A 21,128-nucleotide genomic window follows, 5' to 3' on the forward strand; every position below is an offset into this window, starting at 1 on the left:
CAAGCCAATGCACTTATAAAGCCAGAAGGGCTATAGGCGCCAGAAACCACAAAAGCAGGGAATCATGACGCAGTTGTTCAAGCTCTCTAATCTGACTACGTTTTTAGTTCGGTTCATCCAGATCATCATCGTGTTCCCGATGGCGGTCCTGATCAGTTTCTACCTACCTCCCATCAGCTTCATCGACTACGAGCTGAACTTCCTGCTGTGCGTTATTCTGGCGGCCATTATCTCGGTGATTGTAACCAGCATTAACAAGAAACTGATCCTGCTGGCTTTTGTGGGCATCATGGGGGCCATGTTCTTCAACAGCACCTTCGACGACTATACCGTAGAGAACCTCTACGCCGACTACAACGCCATGCTGGTGAACATGACCAGCAACTCCAGCAAAGTATCTTATTTCAAGCCCGTAAAAGGCACTTATTTCCAAGAACGTCGTGTGAAGAGTGCTATGCAGCCCACCCATCCGGCTGTGCGGTCCTTTGCCGTTGAACACTCTACCCGCTTTTTTCATGACGAGTACTACCGCAAGTATGGCAAAATGGTACGTTACTTCTCGCTCTTTAAGCATGTGCGCAACAGCTGGCGCTACGTAAACGACCCGCTTGGCCTTGACTATTACTCGCCGCCTACCGAGAGCATCCAGCTGCTGGCCGGCGACTGCGACGACTATGCCATCCTGATGGCCTCTTCAATTATGGCCATAGGCGGTGAGGCCCGCATCGTAATATCTCCAAACCACATGTATACCGAAGTAAAAATGGGCACTGTGGAGGATCTGGACAAGGTAAGTTATGCCGTGCGCTCGCTTTTCCCGGATGAAGTAACCGGCGGCAAGATCCACTTCCACGAAACAAACGGCGAGCTTTGGATCAACTTCGATTATACGGCAGGTTATCCGGGCGGTCCCTTCCTGGAGCCGGAACTGTATAGCGTAATCAACTTTACCAACTCCTGAGGCTGGCTTATACCTGACAGGTAGACTAAATTTTTGGATTTATCGTACAAATGCTGCAGCCGCTTGATTAGCGGCTGTTTATTTTCTATACTTACCATTTACAGCATAAAACGACCGAAAGACATATGCCCAAAATCCTGATTATAGATGACGAACGGGCCATTCGCAGCACCCTGAAAGAAATTCTGGAATTTGAAAACTATACCGTAGACGAAGCTGAAGACGGCCAGAAAGGCCTGCAGCAAATAGGCAAGTCGAAGTATGATGTGGTGCTTTGCGACATCAAAATGCCAGGTATGGATGGTATAGAAGTGCTGGAAAAAGCCATGGAAATGGCACCTGATACTCCTTTTATCATGATATCGGCACATGGCACCATCGACACAGCCGTGGAAGCCACCAAAAAAGGAGCCTACGACTTTCTGCAGAAACCACCGGATCTGAACCGCCTGCTGGTGTCGGTGCGCAATGCGCTGGACAAGTCGAACCTGGTGACCGAAACCAAGATCCTGAAAAAGAAGATTTCCAAAACCTACGAAATGGTGGGTGCGTCGGAAGCACTGGGTCGTGTGAAGCAGGCAATTGAAAAGGTAGCGCCGACTGATGCCCGCGTGCTGATCACAGGTCCGAACGGATCGGGCAAGGAACTGGTGGCACGTGCCATTCACGAGCACAGCAACCGCGCTAACGGACCATTGATCGAAGTAAACTGCGCCGCTATACCTAGCGAACTGATCGAGAGTGAATTGTTCGGCCATGAAAAGGGCTCATTTACCTCGGCTGTAAAGCAGCGCATCGGTAAATTTGAGCAGGCCAATGGCGGTACGCTTTTCCTGGATGAGGTAGGCGACATGAGTTTGTCGGCACAGGCCAAGGTACTGCGTGCACTGCAGGAGCACAAGATTACGCGTGTAGGCGGCGACAAAGACATACAAGTGGATGTGCGTGTGCTGGCCGCTACGAACAAAAACCTGCTGGAAGAAATCGAAGCCAGGACGTTCCGCGAGGACTTGTACCACCGACTGGGTGTGATTCTGGTGCATGTGCCGCCGCTGAACGAGCGCCGTGAGGATATACCTGACCTGGTGCAGAAGTTCCTGCAGGACATCGCCAACGACTACGGCAACAAGCCCAAGATCATTACAGCAGATGCGCTGGAGTACCTGAAACAACTCGACTGGCGTGGCAACGTGCGCGAACTGCGCAACGTGGTAGAGCGACTGGTGATCATGAGCGGTCAGGAAATAACATTCGAAGATGCCAAAGCCTATGCCCGACCGGCTGTGGCATAATGATATTACACCCGTTCTTTATTATTAAACTGTTCTCACTAATGCAAAACGCCCCGGCCTGCTGGCTGGGGCGTTTTTGTTATCTGACTGTTTTATACCTTAGGCAGCTGCTTTGCCCTGCTTCAGCATACAACATTGCTTATATTTGTTACCACTTCCGCATGGGCAGGGCTCGTTACGGCCCAGGCGTTTGCCATAGGGGTTGAGCAGTTCCCGGAAATTGACGCGGAACCTTCTTTTGGGATTCTGCTTGAAAACCTTGGTCAGCAGTTCGTACAAATGCGGGTGCTTCTCGGCCAGCTGATCGGGTTTCTCGAAGAAATACTCGGTTACCACAGCAAAGAACTCCGCCTCGCTGGTCGCGCCGTAGTCATTTATGTCTGACTTTCCTTTTTCGATCTGGCTGATCTTGCGGTACATGAGTTCCTTCCAGGGGCGCACCAGGTCGTCGGGCAGGTAGGCTTTGGGTATACCATCTATCTCGCCATCAGCCTGGTCAAGCATGTGGGCAAATTCATGTATACCTACGTTCTTACGGTCGGCCATGTCATTGAATCCCTGCTCCAGCGCCGGCTTGGACAAGGTAACGTAATGGTCGTTCTGGAATGGATTTACGCGCCCCAGCACCTCCGAAACCGCTTCATTATCCTCGTTCTTATACCTGTGAATGCTGCCCGGAAACACCAGCACCTCGCCCAAGTTGTGGTACTCCCAGTCTTTAAAGCCAAAAATCGGGATGATAGCGCTTGAGCCTACCAGCACTTTGGTCGTATCGTCTACTTCGGTATCTATACCTGTGATGCGCTTTTCAGACACAAAAAGCAGGAGTTTCTGTTCAAAGCGTTCCTTCTCTTCGTCGGTCTTTAAAGTATGGTAAAAGCCCACCCTGTCCTGCAGGATCTTGCGCCACTCAACCGGAAAGCCCTTTTTCAGAATTTGCTTCCGATAGCGTTCCCGGCGGGTAGCCCACCTGTAAAATAGCAGCAACATACCTGCCACCAGTGCAATAAAAAATATGTAACCCATGGGCAGCTTAAACGGTGAATTGATGTTTTAGATGTTAAGCAATCAGCAGATTGCAGCCCCGGATGTCCGAATTATCGAATCGACCCAGTACTTCGAATGTGCCGTCCGGCTTCAGACGACCAATGTCTTTCGTCTCGATAAAAGCACAGGAATCGATGTTGGCCAGGTCAATGATGTTGATGCCGCCCGAGCGTATACCTGGCCGGATGTCAAAAGGATCGTTGAGGTCGCGTAGGAGCACCCGCAAGGTATAGCCCGGATGAAAAAGGCCGTCGCCCAATGAGTAGGCCTGCGACAACAGCTCTGTCATGCCATACTCTGAGTGGATCGCTTCTACCCCAAAGCCCTGCTTCAGGTAGGCGTGCAGTTCCTCCCGGATCATCTCCCGTCGACGCCCCTTCATACCGCCGGTTTCCATAATCGTCACACCACTGAAATCCTCCTGCCCTTTCAGTTCATCAGCCCAGTCGAGCAAGGCATAGGAAACGCCCATCAACAGCACTTTTTTTCCTCTGTGCCGGGCTCCTTTTACAGTTTGCAGCAGCTGGTCATGGTTTCGGAGGTAAAAGCCCTCCTCCTGCTGCCCGGATTGCTTCACAAAATAATTGACCATAGCCACCAGTGACGAGCCGCCCTGCTCCAGGTATGAGGGCAGTAGCGCCAGCACCACGTAGTCGGTTATTGGGCCGTAGAAAGATTCGAAAATACGCTGGGTCGTGCGCAGGTACCAGTCCAGGCTGGCTACCTGGTGGCGGCTGCGGGATGTTTGGGTAGTGCCGCTGCTGTAAAAAGTCACCTCAGGCTCAAAAAAATCGGTTTTTACCTCGTGGGTTTTGAAAAACTCGATGGGCAGAAAAGGGATATCCTCCAGTTGGCTGGTCTGCCTGGTGTCGTGGCCTAAATGCTGCAAATAGTCACGGTATACCTGGTTATGCTCGGCTTGGTAGCTGAATAACGCCAGGGCAGTTTCTTCAAAATCAAAGGGTTGGTCAGCCAGTAATAGCGGCAGGTGTCGGGCTTTGAAATCCATCCAAATTATTTATAACAATTCCTGTATCTGTTCGTTTGATTTAGTAAATTTAGCTTCAATTTCTGAGATCCTACATGAGATACATGCTAAAGTATGGTGTGGCATGCCTGCTGTTGCTGCTAACCCTTAGCTCCTGCCGCAAAGAACCTGTCTACGACGTAGTACCTGAGATTGAGTTCAGGCGAGTGGAGCAGTACCATTTTGTGGACACCCCTTTCCCTCAGAGACCCGATATCACCTCTTTACGCGATTCAATCGTATTGGTCATCGGCTTTAAAGACGGAGACGGCAACCTGGGCCTTTCCAGCAACCGGGAATCGCTGGACTTTCAGCCACCTTTTAATGAGGGCTCTGAGTTTGAGCAGAATTTTCACACCGTGATGTACATCAAGGTGGAGGACCAAAACAATCCGGGCAATTTCCGTTTTGAGCCCTACCCTTTCCCGGTACCGGGATTTCAGTTCTCAGGAAGGTTTCAGCGGCTTTCGGCAGATGAGCGCCCGGAAACTTTGGAAGGTGAGATCAAATACAGCATCAACGAGATCAACGCGTCAGAATTCCCACTGCTGCAACCCGGCACGGTTATCAAGTTTGACATCTTCATTTACGACCGCACCACCCCTGTGCCTAACCGCAGTAACACGGTGACGACAGACGAAATAACCTTGTTTCAGCCAGCGGGCGAGTAGGAATCAGGTATAGAAAAAGCGCAGGGCTCTGTATCATTTGGTACGGGGCCTTTCTTTTTTTTAGGTATTTTCAGGATGAAGGAAACTGAACTGAAGAATTAAGTTAGAGTACAGATTCGTCATGATAGGCGCTATACTTGAGCCATCTTTATACCGATTAGTATAGCCTCTATGAGAAGAGCGTAGCTGAGCATAAAAGTTGTGCCTTTATGGAAAGAAGTTATTACTTAAATGATTTCATTTTTTTCACATACCTGGATTATACGCCCTTCTTTATCAAACTCAAGAAAGTAGTAATCAAATGATCTGTGCCTTCTGTATGCCATAACTTCCACAAAGTAGCTATCACCAATCTGCTTCCTGGGGAGCACGAAAACCTTAATTCTATTTGATCTTTTCCTAATCCTTTTTATCTGGATATCTGACTTTGGGAACTGTAAAACTTTGGGCAGTTCACTAGGCCATAAAAACAGTGCTTTTCGTGTTTCCTCATCCCACTGGTTACATTTCATTAATATTCCAGAGTAACTCGTTGTGTCGGTTTTTGTAGAAAACTCTGCTACTTTTAGCTCTGGGTACTTTTCAGTTATAATATTCTTAAAATAATAATTAGCTGCCAGCTGCTCAAAGTTAAGTTCTGCACCAGAAGTGTAGAGTACAAGTAGTAGATGAACAACTAATAGCTTCATTACTTCTTAAATTATTTTTATACACATCTTTATAGGTAGATTTCGTGGTAACCTATAAAAGAGGAGTTGCCATACCTGTTCAGTAATCTTACAGGTATGGCAACTCCTCTTATTTTCTTTCCCTAAAACGTTTCTGCCTTAGTATAGGGCTGCTTAGTAAATCACCGGATAAGCCTTCGGGTCTGCCTCGTGCATGATCTCGTACACTGCCTCGAAAACATCCTCCGTATTTGGCTTAGAGAAGTAATCACCGTCAGATGAGTATGGCGGACGGTGGGCGTGCGCTGAAAGGCACTGCGGCTTGGAGTCCAGGTAGCGCCAGGCGCCCTGCTCGTCTACTACCTGCTGCATCATGTAGGCAGTAGCGCCTCCCGGTACGTCCTCATCAGCAAACAACACGCGGTTGGTCTTGCGGATCGAGTCGGTGATCGTGTGCTCCAGGTCAAACGGCAATAGCGACTGCACGTCGATCACCTCAGCGGAGATACCAAAATCCTCCAACTGGCGGGCGGCTTCTATTACGATGCGGCACATTGAGCCATAGGTTACAATGGTAATATCAGTGCCCTCTTTCAGCACCTCCGGCTTACCAAGCGGTACCGTGAGTTCACCGATGTTGCTAGGTATACGCTCCTTCAGGCGGTAGCCGTTGAGGCATTCGATCACCAGTGCCGGCTCGTCAGATTTCAGCAGCGTGTTGTAGAAACCTGCGGCCTGTGTCATATCGCGCGGCACCAGTACGTGCATCCCCCGAATGCTGTTCAGGATCATACCAATCGGGGAACCGGAGTGCCATATTCCTTCCAGGCGGTGTCCGCGGGTACGCACGATCAGGGGCGCCTTCTGGCCACCTTTGGTGCGGTACTGCAAGCAGGCCACGTCGTCCGATAGGATCTGGATAGCATATAATAAATAGTCGAGGTACTGGATCTCGGTGATCGGGCGCAGACCGCGCAGGGCGGCACCTATACCTTGTCCGATGATGGTGCATTCGCGTATACCTGTGTCAGTCACGCGCAGCTCGCCGTGCTTCTCCTGCAAACCGGCAAAAGCCTGGTTCACATCCCCGATGCGGCCCACGTCTTCACCGATGGCAAACACACGCGGATCACGGGACAGCATGGCATCGAAGCAGGCCTGCAGTACTTCACGGCCGTCCACGAGCGGAGCGTCTTCTGTAAACTCAGGCTTCACTTCCTCTACCAGCAAAGCAGCCTCTTCGGACTGGCTGTATAAATAAGAGTTGAAACGGTCGGTGTTCTCGCCCATCATCTGCTCAAGCCAGCCTACCAATTCGCGCTTCGCCTGGTTGTTTTCGTCGCGCACATAGCGCAACACCTTGCGCACGGCTCTCACCGCATCGCTGCGGATAGGCGTTCCGGTTTTGCGGAGCTCCTCGGTGATGGTGGCAATCTCGGTGATATGCTCGCTGGCAGCTGCCAGGTTATCCATCAGCTTCAAGGCCTCTTCATGGTCAACTTTGATGCCGTCTGCAAACGCATTCCAGGCAGCACCGCGGGCCTGACGAACGGCCTCTCTGGCTTCTGCCTCGATTTGGTCCAGCTGCTCGGCCGTGGCAACGCCGGCACCCAGCATCCACTCGCGCATCTTCACCAGGCAATCGTAGTCGGCTTCCCAGGCCAGGCGGTCCTTCGACTTATACCTTTCATGTGAGCCGGAAGTGGAGTGGCCCTGCGGCTGTGTCATCTCCTCGACGTGCACCAGCACCGGTACATGTTCCTCGCGACATACCTTTACGGCAGCCTCGTAAGTTTCGCAAAGCGCCAGGTAGTCCCAGCCCTTTACTTTAAATATCTCGTAGCCCTGCTCCTCACGGCTGTTACGCTGGAAACCGGCTAGAATCTCAGAAATACTGCCTTTGGTGGTCTGGTACTCGGCTGGCACCGAAATACCGTAGCCATCATCCCACACCGACACCAGCATGGGTACCTGCAACACCCCGGCGGCGTTGATGGCTTCGAAGAACATCCCTTCAGAAGTCGAGGCGTTGCCAATAGTCCCGAAAGCTACCTCGTTGCCGTTTACCGAAAACTGCTGCATATTCTGCAGATCATGGTTCTGGCGGTATAGTTTTGATGCGTAGGCCAACCCTACCAGGCGGGGCATTTGGGATGCGGTAGGCGAAATATCGGAGCTGGAGTTTTTCTGCTCCATCAGGTTCTTCCAATTCCCCTCTTCGTCGAGCAGGCGGGTACCGAAGTGGCCGTTCATGGCGCGACCGGCTGTGGAAGGCTCTGCCTCTACATCGGTATGCGCATATAATTGAGCGAAATATTGCTGGAGCGTCAGTTCGCCAATAGCGAACATGAAAGTCTGGTCGCGGTAATAGCCGGAGCGGAAATCGCCATTCTGAAAGAACTTGGCCATGGCCAGCTGGGCTACTTCCTTGCCATCGCCGAAAATACCAAACTTGGCTTTACCCATAAAAACCTCTTTGCGGCCGGCAAGGCTCGCGTGGCGGCTCTCCCAGGCAAGGCGATAGTCGTTTAATATTTCCTGAGTGCTTAGTCGTTGAGTTATAGATGCTTCAGCAGTTTGCATGTCTCGTCTGTAAAAGCTTATAGTGGATTTTCTCTTCAAAAGTACAGAATATTAGCCTAAAATCAAATTTGGGAAGCCGGGCAGGCCGTCACACACCTATACTTAGACTTGTCTTTTTGTTAAAAGATTTTATATCTTTGTTTGTTTGCAGAACCTCTTTTTTCATTCGCAAAATTTCTTTAATTCGCATTATGAACAGAAAATTTTACTTACTTACCGTGCTTAGCCTGCTGTTGGCTGGTTTTTCAGCCCAGGCGCAGGGCGAACTCAAGTTTGAGAAAGAGACCCATGACTTTGGCACATTTGCCGAAGGTGTGATCGCTTCATACGAGTTTGTAGTGAAGAACGTAGGCGATAAGCCTGTGGTTATAGCCCAGGTACAGCCTTCCTGCGGCTGCACAACGCCAGAGTGGACAAAAGACCCAATCATGCCGGGCAAAACGGGTGTGATCAAGGCCATGTACAACAGCAACGGCCGTCCGGGCCCGTTCCACAAGTCTATTTCTGTGATCTCCAATGCCGCTACCCCCCAAGCTGTTATCTTCATTAAAGGGGAAGTTGGACCAAAAGATTTAAAAACCAGCCACACGCCGGAACAAAAAGCAAATTCGCCGCGTTTGGCTGTTGGAACTACTTCACACAGCTTCGGAAAACTTGAAAAAGGACAAAAAGCCGTGGCTAAGTTCACAATCAAAAACACAGGTCGACAGGACCTGGTGGTGCAAGGCGTCAAGTCAAATTGCAACTGCGTAACCTATAAAGTTTCGCAACCAGCAATAAAACCAGGACAGCAGGCAACTTTGGAACTAACCTATATTCCTACAATGTTAAAGGAGCAAAATGAGGTAGTAACCATCGTTTCAAATGATATCGTAATGCCAGACCTAAAGCTCACGCTGAAGGCAAATGTAGTAGAGAGTCTGGCTCAAAAGAATATGTTAAGGGAGGGCAATCAGCCGGTACCTTTCAGATAGTTTTTTTCATAGTTTTATTTTGTACTAATGGCAGTGATTCTATCACTGCCTTTTTTCATTTTATACCTTTCCATAAAAGCACGTCAGCGTAGCACGATGCAATTTTCAGGCATCCGGATGCTGACTTCCTGTCGTCACCCCAAAACGCCGCTGTTCAAGGCCTACCCCTCTCCCCATCGCCTTTTCAAGGTACTTTAAATCAGCCGACTGCAGCCGTTCTAACATTGTTGAAACAGGATTTGTGTTTAGCCTTTTATTTCAAGATAGATATGGTATATTTGCGCAGCTTTTCCAATAACTAATACTATAAGAAATAACGACATGATTATTGGTGTTCCAAAGGAAATCAAGAATAACGAAAACCGCGTAGGCGTAACTCCTGCCGGCGTGGTGGAACTGGTGCGCAACGGCCACACCGTGTATGTACAGGCTACTGCCGGTGAAGGCAGCGGTTTTCCGGACGACATGTATGCCCAGGCTGGCGCTACGATTCTGCCAAGCATTGAGGAGGTATACGGCATCGCGGAAATGATCATCAAGGTGAAAGAGCCGATTGAGTCAGAGTACAACCTGATCAAAGAAGACCAGTTGCTTTTCACTTACTTCCACTTTGCTTCGCATGAACCGCTTACACACGCTATGATCAAGCAAAAAGCCGTCTGCCTTTCTTACGAAACGGTAGAGCGCGCAGACAGAAGCCTTCCACTACTCGTTCCAATGTCAGAGGTGGCCGGTCGTATGTCTATTCAGGAAGGTGCCAAATACCTGGAGAAACCACTCAAAGGCCGTGGCATTTTGCTGGGTGGCGTACCGGGTGTGCGTCCTGCCAAGGTAATGATCCTGGGTGGTGGCATCGTAGGTACCAACGCAGCCAAGATGGCAGCAGGTATGGGTGCCGACGTGACGATTCTGGACACGAACCTGGCCCGTTTGCGTTACCTGGACGATATCATGCCAGCCAACGTGAACACCTTCATGTCAAACGAATACAACATCCGCGAACTGCTTCCTACGCATGACCTGATCATCGGTGCCGTGCTGATCCCAGGCGCGAAAGCTCCTCGCCTGATCACACGCGACATGCTGAAAGAAATGCGTCCGGGTACTGTGGTGGTAGACGTTGCCGTTGACCAGGGCGGTTGTATCGAAACCTGCAAGCCGACTACGCACGAGAACCCGACTTTCATCATCGACGATGTAGTGCACTACTGTGTAGCCAACATGCCAGGAGCCGTTCCTTATACTTCCACACTGGCGCTTACCAACGCTACCCTGCCTTACGCGATTCAAATTGCTAACAAAGGCTGGAAGAAAGCTTGCTCCGACAGCGAAGAGCTGAAAAAAGGCCTGAATGTGGTACAGGGCAAGGTAGTGTACAAGGGTGTGGCGGAAGCCTTCAACATGGAGTATACAGAAGTTAACTCTATCCTGTAATTGAGTTATAGACTGATAGCATAAACGAGCGCCTTCCTGATCTGATCGGGAAGGCGCTCTTGTTTTGGACGTTTTACCAAAAGCGCACCAATTTCAATATCTTTGTGTTTTAATGCCGGCCCGCCTCAGCTTCAGCGGTGGCCCATTTGCCAAGAATCTCTAATCTGACTGATGTTTGACAGTTCATTTCAACTGCTGCTGCGCCGCTTAGGGCTCGTGTTTCTGCTCTATACCTTGCTGCGTGCCATTTTCTTTGTCTTTAACTTCGGCCACTTTGCCGAAGCCCCTGCCGGGCAGGTGGCGCTGGCTTTCGTGCATGGCCTCCGCTTCGACGTGGCGGCGCTCGTTATCATCAACTCACTTTTTATACTCCTGACACTGCTGCCGCACGGAAACGTACAACACCCAATCTACCAGAAATCACTCCGGTGGCTCTTTGTGCTCACCAACGCGCCTTTTATTGCCCTGGCGCTGGTCGATGTTGAGTTTTTTAAATTTATCGGCCGACGGTCAGGTAATGAAATATTCACTATTACAGGTGATGTGATGGGGCAGCTCGGGCAATTGGCCGGCTACTACTGGTACATGGGCCTTGTTTTTGCGGGCTTGGTCCTTATCATAATTAAGTTATACCCTACCGCTGCTGCTATACCTGAACGGCGGCCAGTGTTGTGGCAGCGCTACCTGCGACTGTTGCTCGTGGCGGGCTTTGTGGTGCTAGGTATACGGGGCGGTATCCAACTAAAACCCCTGCGTCCGGCGCATGCTTTTGTGCACGAGCATTCCTCGTTGGGTCACCTGTCGCTCAATACGCCTTTCACTTTTATCAAGAGCATCGGCAAGGCCACTATAGAAGAAAAGCACTTTTATGGCTCCGACGAAGAGCTCCTGGCTAATCTACCGGTAAAGCCAGGCAGGTATGCTATACCTGCCGGAGAGCCGCTTCAGGAAAATGTGGTGCTGATTATCATGGAAAGCTTTGCCTCGGAATATGTAGGAGCCCTCAATAACGGCGAAGGTTATACCCCGTTTCTGGATTCGCTGGCCGGTGAGGGACTGCTGTTCCGCAACAGCTTTGCCAATGGCCGTAAATCCATAGAAGCGCTGCCTTCCATCCTGTCAGGGCTGCCCTCGCTGCTGCCCGATCCTTACATCACCTCGCCCTACCAGTCCAACACCATTTATAGTGCCGGGCATTTGCTGCGAAACGCCGGCTATACCACGGCCTTCTTCCACGGTGCGACCAACGGTACGATGGGCTTTAACCAGTATACCCAGATGGCAGGTATACAGCACTACTACGGCCTGGATGAGTACCCGTCGGAACTCCGAGCAGCGCATTTTGACGGTAACTGGGGCATTTTTGACGAGCCTTACCTCCAGTACACGGTACAGGAGATGAGCAAATTCCCACAGCCCTTCTTCAGCACGGTTTTCACGCTCAGCTCTCATCAGCCCTATACCGTACCAACTCAGTACAAAGGTAAATTCCCAAAAGGCCAACTGGAGATACACGAGTCGGTAGGTTATGCGGATTACGCGCTCCGGGAGTTTTTTAAGTCAGCTTCAAAACAACCCTGGTACGGGAATACCCTGTTTATATTGGTAGCCGACCATACCCAGAAAAGTATCAGGCCGGAGTACCAGAACGAACTGGGCTATCACCGGGTACCGCTTTTGCTCTTCCACCCGGCCAAAAAGCTGGAGGCTGATGTGCAGAAGGTAACGCAACACGTCGATATTCTGCCTACCATGGTCGACTACCTGCACCTGCCTACCGATAAACTGATGCTTTTCGGTCAGTCAGTACTCGACAATGCCGCTCCCGGACATGCGCTGCTTTACAATGGCGTCTCGTATTATTTGGTGCAACAGAAGGGTGTGGCTGAACTGACGGCCACGGATGAAGTGCGCTTCCATACCTTCCCGGAACTAGCGCCTGCCGCAGAAGCAGGTGCGACGCAGGGGCAGCAGTTGAAAGCCTATGTACAGTACTTCAAAAACAAAATGCTCGCTAATGACCTGTATTTCTGGTCGCGTAAGGAGTAAACAGCAGCAGGTATAGCTTGCAAAAGCTCAACACTATACCTCCGCGCCAAAAGCCGGTATACCTTGCTGCGGTGTAAACTGGCGGGTCTCGAAATCCACTTCCCAGCAGTAGTGGTCCATGCCATTGGTGATGACTACATACCTGGCCTGCAGTACCTGGTTGTAGACTGACACCTGCTTCACCACGTCTTGTGTAATGGGCACGTGCGCCGCTTTGCATTCCACCAGCAGGTAGGGCTTGCCTGATTGGTCGTATACGCACATATCGGTGCGTTTCTGCAACTTGTTGTAGGTGGTGCCCCGTTCAATACTGATAAGGCTTTTAGGATAGCGATGCGTACCGATCAGGAAATGCACAAAGTGCTGTCGTACCCATTCTTCCGGCGTCAACAGTACATATTTCCGGCGTAGCGTATCAAAAATCATGATATTAGCGCCGGAATGCTTAATTTTGTAATCAAACCTCGGTAAGTTGAGCGTTTCCATAAGGCAATTTACCAATTTTACAGCCTCCGCCCCAGCAAACTCCCTTGCCAAGGCGGCTTTTTTATACCTAATTACTTATATTTAAAACATGAAGAGTAAAGAAGAGATCGTAAGCGACTGGTTGCCAAGATATACCGGTGTGCCTTTAAATGAATTTGGCGAGTATATCCTGCTCACCAATTTCATCAACTACGTGCGCATGTTCGCCGACCGGTTCGGCGTGGAGATAAAAGGCCTGGACAAACCGATGCAAACGGCTACGGCCAACAACATCACCATCATCAACTTCGGTATGGGCAGCGCCATGGCGGCCACTGTGATGGACTTGCTCTCTTCCATCAAGCCGAAAGCGGCCTTGTTCCTGGGCAAGTGCGGCGGCCTTAAAAGAAAAACGGCCATCGGTGACCTGATTCTACCAATTGCAGCCATCCGCGGCGAGGGTACATCTGATGACTATCTGCCACCAGAAATTCCGGCTCTGCCTTCGTTCCGTCTGCAGCGTGCCGTTTCGTCTATGATCAAAAAACACGAGATGGATTATTGGACTGGAACTGTGTACACTACAAACCGCCGTGTTTGGGAGCACGACGAGGATTTTAAAGAATACCTCCGCCAGATCCGTGCCATGGGCATCGACATGGAAACCGCTACGATCTTTACCGTAGGCTTCATCAACGAAATTCCGCACGGCGCTCTACTGCTTGTATCGGATAACCCGATGATTCCGGAAGGCGTGAAGACCTCGGAAAGCGACAAACTGGTGACGACCAATTATGTAGAAAAACACCTGAGCATCGGTATAGACTCACTGATCGAACTGATCAATTCCGGTGAATCCGTGAAACACATGCGTTTCGAATAAACAGATAAATGAAAAAAACACTACGCTCTTTTGCAGCCGGCGCCCTGCTGGGCCTCACCCTCCTGAGTAGCTGCAACTCCACTAACTCCGGCGGCGAATCAGTTGACCTGATCGTGTACAATGGCAACGTGTACACAGTGAATGATAACTTTGATCAGGCCGAAGCTTTTGCTGTGAAAGACGGAAAGATTGTGGCTGTGGGTACTACCGAAGATATCCGGGCCAGGTATAGCGCTACCGAGGAACTCGACGCCGAAGGTAAAACCATCTACCCCGGCCTGAATGACGGACACGCCCACTTCTACCGCTACGGTCTCGAACTGCAGTCGGCAGATCTGTATGGCACTGGCTCATTTAAAGAAGTGGTGCAGAAAGTAGTGGACCAGCACAAAGCTTACCCTGAAGCAGACTGGATCACGGGCCGCGGCTGGGACCAGAACGACTGGGCGGTGAAGGAATTCCCGACCAAAGATACCCTGGACCAGCTTTTCCCGGATACACCCATTATTCTTACCCGTGTAGATGGTCATGCCGCCTTGGTAAACCAGAAAGCCCTGGACCTGGCTGGCATAACGCCGCAGACCAAAATGGTGGGTGGCCTGGTTGAAGTGGAAGGTGGCAAAATGACTGGTATCCTGGTCGACAATGCCATTGACCTGGTGAGTTCCAAAATACCGGCACCCGACGAGCAGGAACAGCGACAGGCGCTGATCAATGCAGAGAAAAACTGCTTTGCGGTGGGTCTGACTTCTGTTGCCGACGCTGGTCTTGACAAATCTACTGTCGACCTGATGGATGCCATGCATAAAAGCGGAGAACTGCAGATGCGCGTGTACGCCATGATGAATCCGGGCAAGGTCAATCAAGACCATTATTTTGCTAACGGACCATATAAGACCGACCGTCTGAATGTGCGCTCTTTCAAGGTATACTCTGATGGGGCACTGGGCTCGCGTGGTGCCAGCCTACTTAAGCCTTATAGTGATAAGCACGGGCATTATGGTTTCCTGTTGGCCTCTGAGCAAGAGTTCCGTGACCTGGCCGCTCTGATGAACCAGCACGGTTTCCAGATGAACACGCACGCCATTGGCGACTCGGCTAACCGTCTGCTGCTCGATATCTACGGAGAAGTGCTGAAAGGTAAGAACGACAAACGCTGGCGTATAGAGCACTCTCAGATCATCAATCCTGCCGATATGGACAAGTTTGGCAGGTATAGCGTGCTGCCATCCGTGCAGCCGACACATGCAACTTCGGACATGTACTGGGCCGGCGATCGCCTGGGCAAAGAACGCATCGCGCACGCCTACCCTTTCAAGCAGTTGTTGGATCAGAACGGTTATATTCCGCTAGGAAGCGATTTCCCGGTAGAGGATATCAACCCAGTGTTTGGATTCCATGCAGCAGTAGCACGTCAGGATGGGAAAAACTGGCCGGAAGGTGGCTTCCAGATGGAGAACGCCCTGAGCCGTGAAGAGGCCCTTCGCGGCATGACAATCTGGCCTGCGAAAGCTGCTTTCGAAGAAAATGAAAAAGGTAGTATCGAGCCCGGCAAGTTTGCTGACTTCATTATCGTGGACCGCGACCTGATGAAAGTACCGAATGACCAGATGCGCGGCCTGCAGGTGCTACGCACCTACGTGAACGGCGTGCAGGTATACAAGAAGTAAATTGAGTTAGAAAGTTGAGGAGTTAAAAGGTATAGACGACACATTATAACGTCATACTAGAATGGCAAGCGGCTTCAGAGACAGGTATAAAAACTGACCTATCGTAGGAACAGGTCGCGACTTGTCCGAATCGTGCACCAAACAATCAGCACTTGACAATTAAACCATCAAAACCCAATCTAAAACCAAAAACGGCAGCCCTATCGGGTTGCCGTTTTTGGTTTACTGTATACCTTCGCTATACCTAGCTAGTTGCGACTGCCTCGGCTTCGCCTTGCGGCGCCAGTGATTTTTTACCTTTAATCAGGGACAGGAAGATCAGGCCAAGGGCGAAGAAAACGATTAGCGCGAGTATGCTGTAGCGCATAGAACCGGTTACTTGAGCAATAGCGCCATAGGCCAGCGTGCCGAGCATGATGGACACCTTCTCTGTGATATCATAGAAACTGAAATAGGATGCATGGTCTTTGGTAGTGGCCGGAATCAGTTTCGAGTAAGTAGAGCGGGAAAGGGACTGTATACCTCCCATGACCGAACCCACAACGGCAGCCAGGACATAAAACTCATAGGCAGTGGTTATAAAATAAGCAGCGATACATATGCCGATCCAGATGATCACAGCGATGATCAAAGCCCTGATGTTGCCATACCTCGCAGAAAGAGCAGCAAAGCCGTAAGCACCCGCAATAGCTACCAACTGAATGATCAGGATGGTGATGATGAGGTTGTCACTTGGCAGTTTCAGTTCCTCTATCCCGAAAATAGTGGCCACATACATCACGGTCTGCACCCCCATGTTAAAGAAGAAATAGGCCAATAGGTAGCGCTTCAACAGACGCAGTTCCTTCACTTGGTTCAGTACTTTTTTGAGCTCCTTCACGCCATTCAACACCCAGCTGCCCTGCGGATTTTTCTGATAGACATTGGCAGGCAAGTGGTAGAAGGTATACTGCGCAAAGCCAAACCACCAGATTCCGGTTGTTAGAAAAGCGATACGGGGAGCCAGGCTAGTGTTGTCTGCTGCAATGCCGAACCATCCTGGTTTCAGAATCATGGCCAGATTGAATAGAAGCAAAAGGACACTGCCTACATAACCCATGGCAAACCCACGGGCACTCAGGCGGTCGTACTGGTCTTCGGTAGCAATTTCCGGCAGGTATGAGTTGTAGAACACGATGCTGCCCGTAAAGCCAATGGACGCCAGCATGAACAGCACCACCGAGATCGAGAACGTTTCCCTGGTAAAAAAGAACAAGCTGGCGCAGGAGATAGAGCCCACGTAGCAGAACAGCTGCATAAAAAGCTTCTTGCGCCCGCTGTAGTCGGCTATGGCCGTCAGAAAGGGGTTCATGAGCACGATCAGCAAAAAAGAGCCCGATACCGCATAAGAGAATAGCACCGAGCTTTGAAGTTCTAACCCGAAGAAATTGACCAGGGTAGTGCCCGTTACGGGATGCTTGGATACCGCGCTGTAATAGATCGGAAAGATCGTGGAGATGATAACGAGCGAATACACCGAGTTGGCCCAATCATACACGCACCAGGCTCTGGTAATGGTAGGGTTGTTTTTTTGCATAGCTGAAATATAGCAAAATATTTACTCAGCGTGTACGTGCCTTCGTATTCGCTTCCTCTTTTGCCAGAATCTGCAGAATCAGGTCCCATAAATGCTCGTAAGGCACAATCTCGATCTCAGCATAAGCATCTCCGGGAGCGGGCGTGTCCAGTAGCTTTTTATAAAGCGATTCGCCTTTCGTCCGACAAACCTCCGCATCGTAGTCTTCGGTTACAGTTAGCACCAGCAGTTTCAAGAAGAGCTTACTGCGCAAACTGAAAGCATCTTTCAAGTGCGTGGAGACATACTTCTTAATGCTTTCGATGCGGTACAGCAGCGCCTCGGTTTCGCCTTTTTCAAGTAAATAGATGAACTGCAGTGTGAGAATGGCCACGTTGAAACCCAGCTTGTCCTTGCTGTACTCAGGCAGCGAAAGCAGGTAAGGATTGTTGGCTTCTCCTTCCGGAACAGTTGCCTGCGGGTATACCAGCCTGAAATACGAACGATACAGTATCCAGCGTTCTTTGGCAATTGTGGGGATGATGTGAAAGGATGAATTATCAAATATCTTCCGCTGTAGTATGTCTCCTAGCTCATAATGCTGAGCGTGTACCGCCAGCAAAAAGTAGTTCTCCATATATGAGAACCAGTTTACTGAAGTCGGGTTATAGAGTTGTAAATTCTTTTCTGCATAGGTCAAACCGTCCGTATAGTCCTTCGCTCTTAGGTGAGCGTATACCATAATGAAATTGTTATAGGTCATATCAAAACGATGCACATTGATTTTGTTATGATCAACCAGTCTAAGGGCATCTACCGTTATAGAAATGACTTCTTTAAAATTTCCTTCAAGTTCATGGTACCAGATATACGACCGGTAGTAAGCATAGTATGAGCTGAACGTGCCCGACCCTTTCCATAATTTTTCCAGCTTCTCAATAATTTCTGGCAAATGAGGCAAAAATTCCTTTCTGGTCTTTGTTGACTTACGCAGCTGAACAGTTGCATGCTGAAACATAGAAACTGCTTCCCGCTCCATTACAAAATGTCTCATAGCGGTTTTAAGTTCTTCCTGGGCTGCAGTAAACTTTTTTATAAAACCCTGCTCGGAGTAACTCAAGCTCAATAGCTCCAATGCAGAAACTTTCAAATCAGTAAAGTCAAACTCTTGCGCTATCATTAATGCTTTAGTAGCCAGATTGATCACCAAGTCAAACTCATAGCGTGCTCGCACAATATTTGCCTGGTAGATCAGACTATTACACTGAATTTCCTTTTGTCGAACGTGGTTGGCTGTTACTTTTTGCGGGTTCACATAATTCAGCTCATTGAAAAGTTTCTTCTTAACCCGGTGCTTTAGCATCTTGTACCTTACATCATTGGGGTTAGTGTTATAAAGGTCTTTTGCCGCGTGTTCATCAGTTGTATAGTGCCCCAACTCTATTCCCCGTATAAACTTCTTTTCCTTTATACTTTGCTTGGGCACATCAAGCAGTCCTGTTTCTGCTTGGCTACAAGAAAGAACTATCTCAATCAATTTTTTAATTTCCTTCATGCAAAAGATCAACTAAAATTCTATATATTAGAAATCTATTAGCCCTGAAAAACGTTTAAGAAGCACTAAATACTGCTATTTTCTAACAATTTCAGACCTAAAGTAACACACTTATGTTACCTTTTGAAAATATATTAGATAGTAATATATAAATATCAAGCTTACAAACAATTGATTTATATTATTTATTGATTAATTTACATTATATATTGCCATATTGATAGTTACCTTTATATAAATACTTTCTTTTCTTTCCACTTATTCTGTGTGAATCTTTGTTACACTATAAACCGATTTAACCCTAGAAATCATGGCAACTATCATCATCACTATCGTTCTGAACGTTTTGCTTGGCACTCCTACTGATACTACTAAAGAGCAGGATAAGAGCATTACTACAACAACTACGACTACGACTACCACTACCACTACTGAGACCATGAACTCCATGGGTGGTTCAGGCACATGGGTTAATATTGAGAAATAGACCTTTGGGTTATTCTTGAGATTTGCTCCATTTTCTCTATATTGCCATTGCCTGATTTTGGTCAAGGGGCACGAAACATAATGCGGAGAACTCAAGCATTTCTATTTTTCTTACTTCTACTACTACTAAATTTTTGCGGTCAGCCGGTCCGGCAGCCTGATGAGGTACGCTTGCGTCTAGCTATAGACCCAGGGAGCCTAAGCCCCATTGGCTATACCTCGCAGGAAGCACTGCAGATAATCAATCTGCTTTACCAAGGCCTGCTGACTGTAGATCTTGAAGATAACACACTGAAGCCAGGCCTTGCCTCCGCTTTTCCGGAAGTGGAGCGCAAGGACTCGCTTACTTTTTTTCACTACCAGCTTCGCCCTGAAGCCGAGTGGCCCAATGGGAGCCCCGTTACTGCACAAGACGTGGCTTTCACCCTGAAGGTGCTTAAATCTCCTTTCATTCGTAATGAGAATATCCGCTCACAGCTGGAGTTTATAAAGAACATACAACTCGATCCATCTGATCCCGGCAGATTTACATTGGTTTGCCAAGGCTACACGCCCGAAATGCAACTGCTAACCGGCGACTTCTTTATCCTGCCCTCCTATCTCCTGGATCCGCAACAGGCGTTTACTGCTATCCCATTATCTTCCTTATCTACGTCTGATAGCAGTCAATATAACACAGACCGTACAAGAGCTGTGGCTGAACGGTGTAACAAGCTGGGCTCACCGGAAAGCAAGGATATCTCGCAGGGAAGCGCCGGCTACCAACTAGCCGAGTGGGCTACGGGGCAGTACATTGTGCTGAAGCAAAAGGAAAACTGGTGGGGGAAAAACACGGCAAGCGCTGCCAGCTACCTCAATGCCAACCCTGAGCAGATCAATTTTCAGATTATACCTGACAATACCACCGCACTCCTGGCCCTTAAAAACGCACAGCTCGATGTCCTGGACAACATTCCAGTCAACGAATTCGATCAGCTCCGGCAGGATGAAAACTTCCTGAAAGACTACGACCTCCATACGCCGCAGGGCTATGATCTGATCTACGCTGCCATCAATTCGCGTAAACCAACGTTCCGCGACAAGCGCACACGCCAGGCCATCTCCCACCTGCTGGATGTACCGGGTATGATCCGGGTGAGCCAGCAGTCGTACGCGACACCGACGGTGGGCCCTATACCTCCTGACCGGAAAGACCTGTATCATCCGCAATTGCAGCCACGCAATTATGACCCCGCACAGGCCACCTCCTTGCTAAAAGCTGCCGGCTGGATACAGGAGCAAAAAGGCTGGTACCGGAATATCAACGGCCAACGGGAAGAACTGCGTATTGAATTGCTTTACAGGGCCGGCAACACGGCGTATGAGCAAATGGCCCTCATCTTTCAGCAACATGCCGGCAAAGCCGGTATACCTGTTACTTTGCTTCCGCTAGAGGGAAACGTTTATAGCCAAAGGATAGACCAACGAGACTACGACATGCACTTCAGAGGCATCTCGGGTAATCCGTTTGTTTTCAATTTTAAGCCGCTTTTTCACTCAAGTTTTGCCGGGCCGGGCGGGCTTAACACCACAGGCTTTGGTACGCCTGAAAGCGACCAACTCCTAAACCAGATCAACGAAGCCGAAAGCGAAGCGGAGAAGGCCCGGCTCCTGCACCGCTTACAGGAAATCATACAGGAGGAAGCAGCCTTTCTGCCGCTCTATTTCAGAAAAGAGCGGATTGCTATACACAGCAGATTCACTAATACCAAGGTGTCGGGCGTGCGCCCCTATTACGACCTGAGTTCGTTTATGCTTAAGCCTTAACC

General features: G+C 49.5%; 17 protein-coding genes. 10 read left to right on the top strand and 7 right to left on the bottom strand.

Annotated features, from left to right (window positions below):
- Positions 1-64: 64 nt before the first annotated feature.
- Entirely contained in the window at positions 65-961 is an 897-nt protein-coding gene (locus tag AC4QZR_RS09395; protein WP_253406019.1) for a transglutaminase domain-containing protein, read from the top strand.
- 125 nt (positions 962-1,086) lie between these two features.
- Positions 1,087-2,253 carry a sigma-54-dependent transcriptional regulator gene (locus AC4QZR_RS09400; protein WP_494480675.1) on the top strand — a complete coding sequence of 389 codons (1,167 nt, stop codon included), beginning with the start codon at positions 1,087-1,089 and terminating at the stop codon, positions 2,251-2,253.
- 99 nt (positions 2,254-2,352) lie between these two features.
- Here the strand turns inward: AC4QZR_RS09400 and AC4QZR_RS09405 are convergent, their stop codons facing one another.
- Complete coding sequence (locus AC4QZR_RS09405) at positions 2,353-3,279, bottom strand: zinc-dependent peptidase (protein WP_494480676.1); 927 nt, start codon at positions 3,277-3,279, stop codon at positions 2,353-2,355.
- Positions 3,280-3,313: 34 nt separating this feature from the next.
- Positions 3,314-4,309, bottom strand: coding sequence for an acyl transferase (locus AC4QZR_RS09410; RefSeq protein ID WP_494480677.1), 996 nt, complete (start codon positions 4,307-4,309; stop codon positions 3,314-3,316).
- A 74-nt stretch (positions 4,310-4,383) separates the two neighbouring features.
- Here AC4QZR_RS09410 and AC4QZR_RS09415 point away from each other — a divergent pair, with 74 nt between their 5' ends.
- Positions 4,384-4,998 carry a hypothetical protein gene (locus AC4QZR_RS09415; protein ID WP_494480678.1) on the top strand — a complete coding sequence of 205 codons (615 nt, stop codon included), beginning with the start codon at positions 4,384-4,386 and terminating at the stop codon, positions 4,996-4,998.
- A 227-nt stretch (positions 4,999-5,225) separates the two neighbouring features.
- Here the strand turns inward: AC4QZR_RS09415 and AC4QZR_RS09420 are convergent, their stop codons facing one another.
- Both AC4QZR_RS09420 and AC4QZR_RS09425 read right to left on the bottom strand, forming a co-directional pair.
- Positions 5,226-5,687, bottom strand: a complete 462-nt coding sequence (locus AC4QZR_RS09420; protein ID WP_494480679.1) for a hypothetical protein — start codon at positions 5,685-5,687, stop codon at positions 5,226-5,228.
- A 153-nt stretch (positions 5,688-5,840) separates the two neighbouring features.
- On the bottom strand, positions 5,841-8,249 hold the full coding sequence (locus tag AC4QZR_RS09425) for an alpha-ketoacid dehydrogenase subunit alpha/beta (RefSeq protein WP_494480680.1): 2,409 nt from the start codon (positions 8,247-8,249) through the stop codon (positions 5,841-5,843).
- A 191-nt stretch (positions 8,250-8,440) separates the two neighbouring features.
- Between AC4QZR_RS09425 and AC4QZR_RS09430 the strand changes: the two genes are divergently transcribed.
- From AC4QZR_RS09430 to AC4QZR_RS09440, 3 genes are all read left to right on the top strand, one after another.
- A complete protein-coding gene (locus AC4QZR_RS09430) occupies positions 8,441-9,223 on the top strand; it encodes a DUF1573 domain-containing protein (protein ID WP_494480681.1) in 783 nt (260 codons plus the stop codon).
- Positions 9,224-9,544: 321 nt separating this feature from the next.
- A complete protein-coding gene (ald, locus tag AC4QZR_RS09435; RefSeq protein WP_494480682.1) occupies positions 9,545-10,657 on the top strand; it encodes an alanine dehydrogenase in 1,113 nt (370 codons plus the stop codon).
- A gap of 171 nt (positions 10,658-10,828) precedes the next feature.
- Positions 10,829-12,706 carry an LTA synthase family protein gene (locus AC4QZR_RS09440; RefSeq protein ID WP_494480683.1) on the top strand — a complete coding sequence of 626 codons (1,878 nt, stop codon included), beginning with the start codon at positions 10,829-10,831 and terminating at the stop codon, positions 12,704-12,706.
- 33 nt (positions 12,707-12,739) lie between these two features.
- Here AC4QZR_RS09440 and AC4QZR_RS09445 read toward each other — a convergent pair whose 3' ends face one another.
- The gene (locus AC4QZR_RS09445; RefSeq protein WP_494480684.1) at positions 12,740-13,192 is read right to left on the bottom strand and encodes a type I restriction enzyme HsdR N-terminal domain-containing protein; all 453 of its coding nucleotides are present in this window, start codon (positions 13,190-13,192) and stop codon (positions 12,740-12,742) included.
- A gap of 88 nt (positions 13,193-13,280) precedes the next feature.
- On the opposite strand from AC4QZR_RS09445, the gene AC4QZR_RS09450 reads away from it, so the two are divergent.
- Both AC4QZR_RS09450 and AC4QZR_RS09455 read left to right on the top strand, forming a co-directional pair.
- Entirely contained in the window at positions 13,281-14,054 is a 774-nt protein-coding gene (locus tag AC4QZR_RS09450; RefSeq protein ID WP_188499793.1) for an AMP nucleosidase, read from the top strand.
- An 8-nt stretch (positions 14,055-14,062) separates the two neighbouring features.
- Positions 14,063-15,724 carry an amidohydrolase gene (locus AC4QZR_RS09455; protein ID WP_494480685.1) on the top strand — a complete coding sequence of 554 codons (1,662 nt, stop codon included), beginning with the start codon at positions 14,063-14,065 and terminating at the stop codon, positions 15,722-15,724.
- Between the two features lie 244 nt (positions 15,725-15,968).
- On the opposite strand, the gene AC4QZR_RS09460 is transcribed toward AC4QZR_RS09455, so the two are convergent.
- Positions 15,969-17,300, bottom strand: coding sequence for an MFS transporter (locus tag AC4QZR_RS09460; RefSeq protein ID WP_494480686.1), 1,332 nt, complete (start codon positions 17,298-17,300; stop codon positions 15,969-15,971).
- Positions 17,301-17,325: 25 nt separating this feature from the next.
- The gene (locus tag AC4QZR_RS09465) at positions 17,326-18,834 is read right to left on the bottom strand and encodes a hypothetical protein (RefSeq protein ID WP_494480687.1); all 1,509 of its coding nucleotides are present in this window, start codon (positions 18,832-18,834) and stop codon (positions 17,326-17,328) included.
- A 310-nt stretch (positions 18,835-19,144) separates the two neighbouring features.
- Here AC4QZR_RS09465 and AC4QZR_RS09470 point away from each other — a divergent pair, with 310 nt between their 5' ends.
- Together AC4QZR_RS09470 and AC4QZR_RS09475 are read left to right on the top strand one after the other, a co-directional pair.
- On the top strand, positions 19,145-19,321 hold the full coding sequence (locus AC4QZR_RS09470) for a hypothetical protein (protein WP_494480688.1): 177 nt from the start codon (positions 19,145-19,147) through the stop codon (positions 19,319-19,321).
- Between the two features lie 170 nt (positions 19,322-19,491).
- The gene (locus AC4QZR_RS09475; protein ID WP_494480689.1) at positions 19,492-21,126 is read left to right on the top strand and encodes an ABC transporter substrate-binding protein; all 1,635 of its coding nucleotides are present in this window, start codon (positions 19,492-19,494) and stop codon (positions 21,124-21,126) included.
- The last annotated feature ends 2 nt before the right edge of the window (positions 21,127-21,128 follow it).

It is taken from the genome of Pontibacter sp. YIM B11418 (assembly GCF_059278805.1).

Bases quoted from the DNA above. Each gene is read 5' to 3' on its own strand.
- AC4QZR_RS09455 (WP_494480685.1), top strand. From the start codon at position 14,063: ATGAAAAAAACACTACGCTCTTTTGCAGCCGGCGCCCTGCTGGGCCTC.
- AC4QZR_RS09405 (WP_494480676.1), bottom strand. From the start codon at position 3,279: ATGGGTTACATATTTTTTATTGCACTGGTGGCAGGTATGTTGCTGCTA.
- AC4QZR_RS09395 (WP_253406019.1), top strand. From the start codon at position 65: ATGACGCAGTTGTTCAAGCTCTCTAATCTGACTACGTTTTTAGTTCGG.
- AC4QZR_RS09410 (WP_494480677.1), bottom strand. From the start codon at position 4,309: ATGGATTTCAAAGCCCGACACCTGCCGCTATTACTGGCTGACCAACCC.
- AC4QZR_RS09445 (WP_494480684.1), bottom strand. From the start codon at position 13,192: ATGGAAACGCTCAACTTACCGAGGTTTGATTACAAAATTAAGCATTCC.
- AC4QZR_RS09440 (WP_494480683.1), top strand. From the start codon at position 10,829: ATGTTTGACAGTTCATTTCAACTGCTGCTGCGCCGCTTAGGGCTCGTG.
- AC4QZR_RS09470 (WP_494480688.1), top strand. From the start codon at position 19,145: ATGGCAACTATCATCATCACTATCGTTCTGAACGTTTTGCTTGGCACT.
- AC4QZR_RS09450 (WP_188499793.1), top strand. From the start codon at position 13,281: ATGAAGAGTAAAGAAGAGATCGTAAGCGACTGGTTGCCAAGATATACC.
- AC4QZR_RS09420 (WP_494480679.1), bottom strand. From the start codon at position 5,687: ATGAAGCTATTAGTTGTTCATCTACTACTTGTACTCTACACTTCTGGT.
- AC4QZR_RS09460 (WP_494480686.1), bottom strand. From the start codon at position 17,300: ATGCAAAAAAACAACCCTACCATTACCAGAGCCTGGTGCGTGTATGAT.
- AC4QZR_RS09430 (WP_494480681.1), top strand. From the start codon at position 8,441: ATGAACAGAAAATTTTACTTACTTACCGTGCTTAGCCTGCTGTTGGCT.
- AC4QZR_RS09465 (WP_494480687.1), bottom strand. From the start codon at position 18,834: ATGAAGGAAATTAAAAAATTGATTGAGATAGTTCTTTCTTGTAGCCAA.
- ald (WP_494480682.1), top strand. From the start codon at position 9,545: ATGATTATTGGTGTTCCAAAGGAAATCAAGAATAACGAAAACCGCGTA.
- AC4QZR_RS09425 (WP_494480680.1), bottom strand. From the start codon at position 8,249: ATGCAAACTGCTGAAGCATCTATAACTCAACGACTAAGCACTCAGGAA.
- AC4QZR_RS09415 (WP_494480678.1), top strand. From the start codon at position 4,384: ATGAGATACATGCTAAAGTATGGTGTGGCATGCCTGCTGTTGCTGCTA.
- AC4QZR_RS09400 (WP_494480675.1), top strand. From the start codon at position 1,087: ATGCCCAAAATCCTGATTATAGATGACGAACGGGCCATTCGCAGCACC.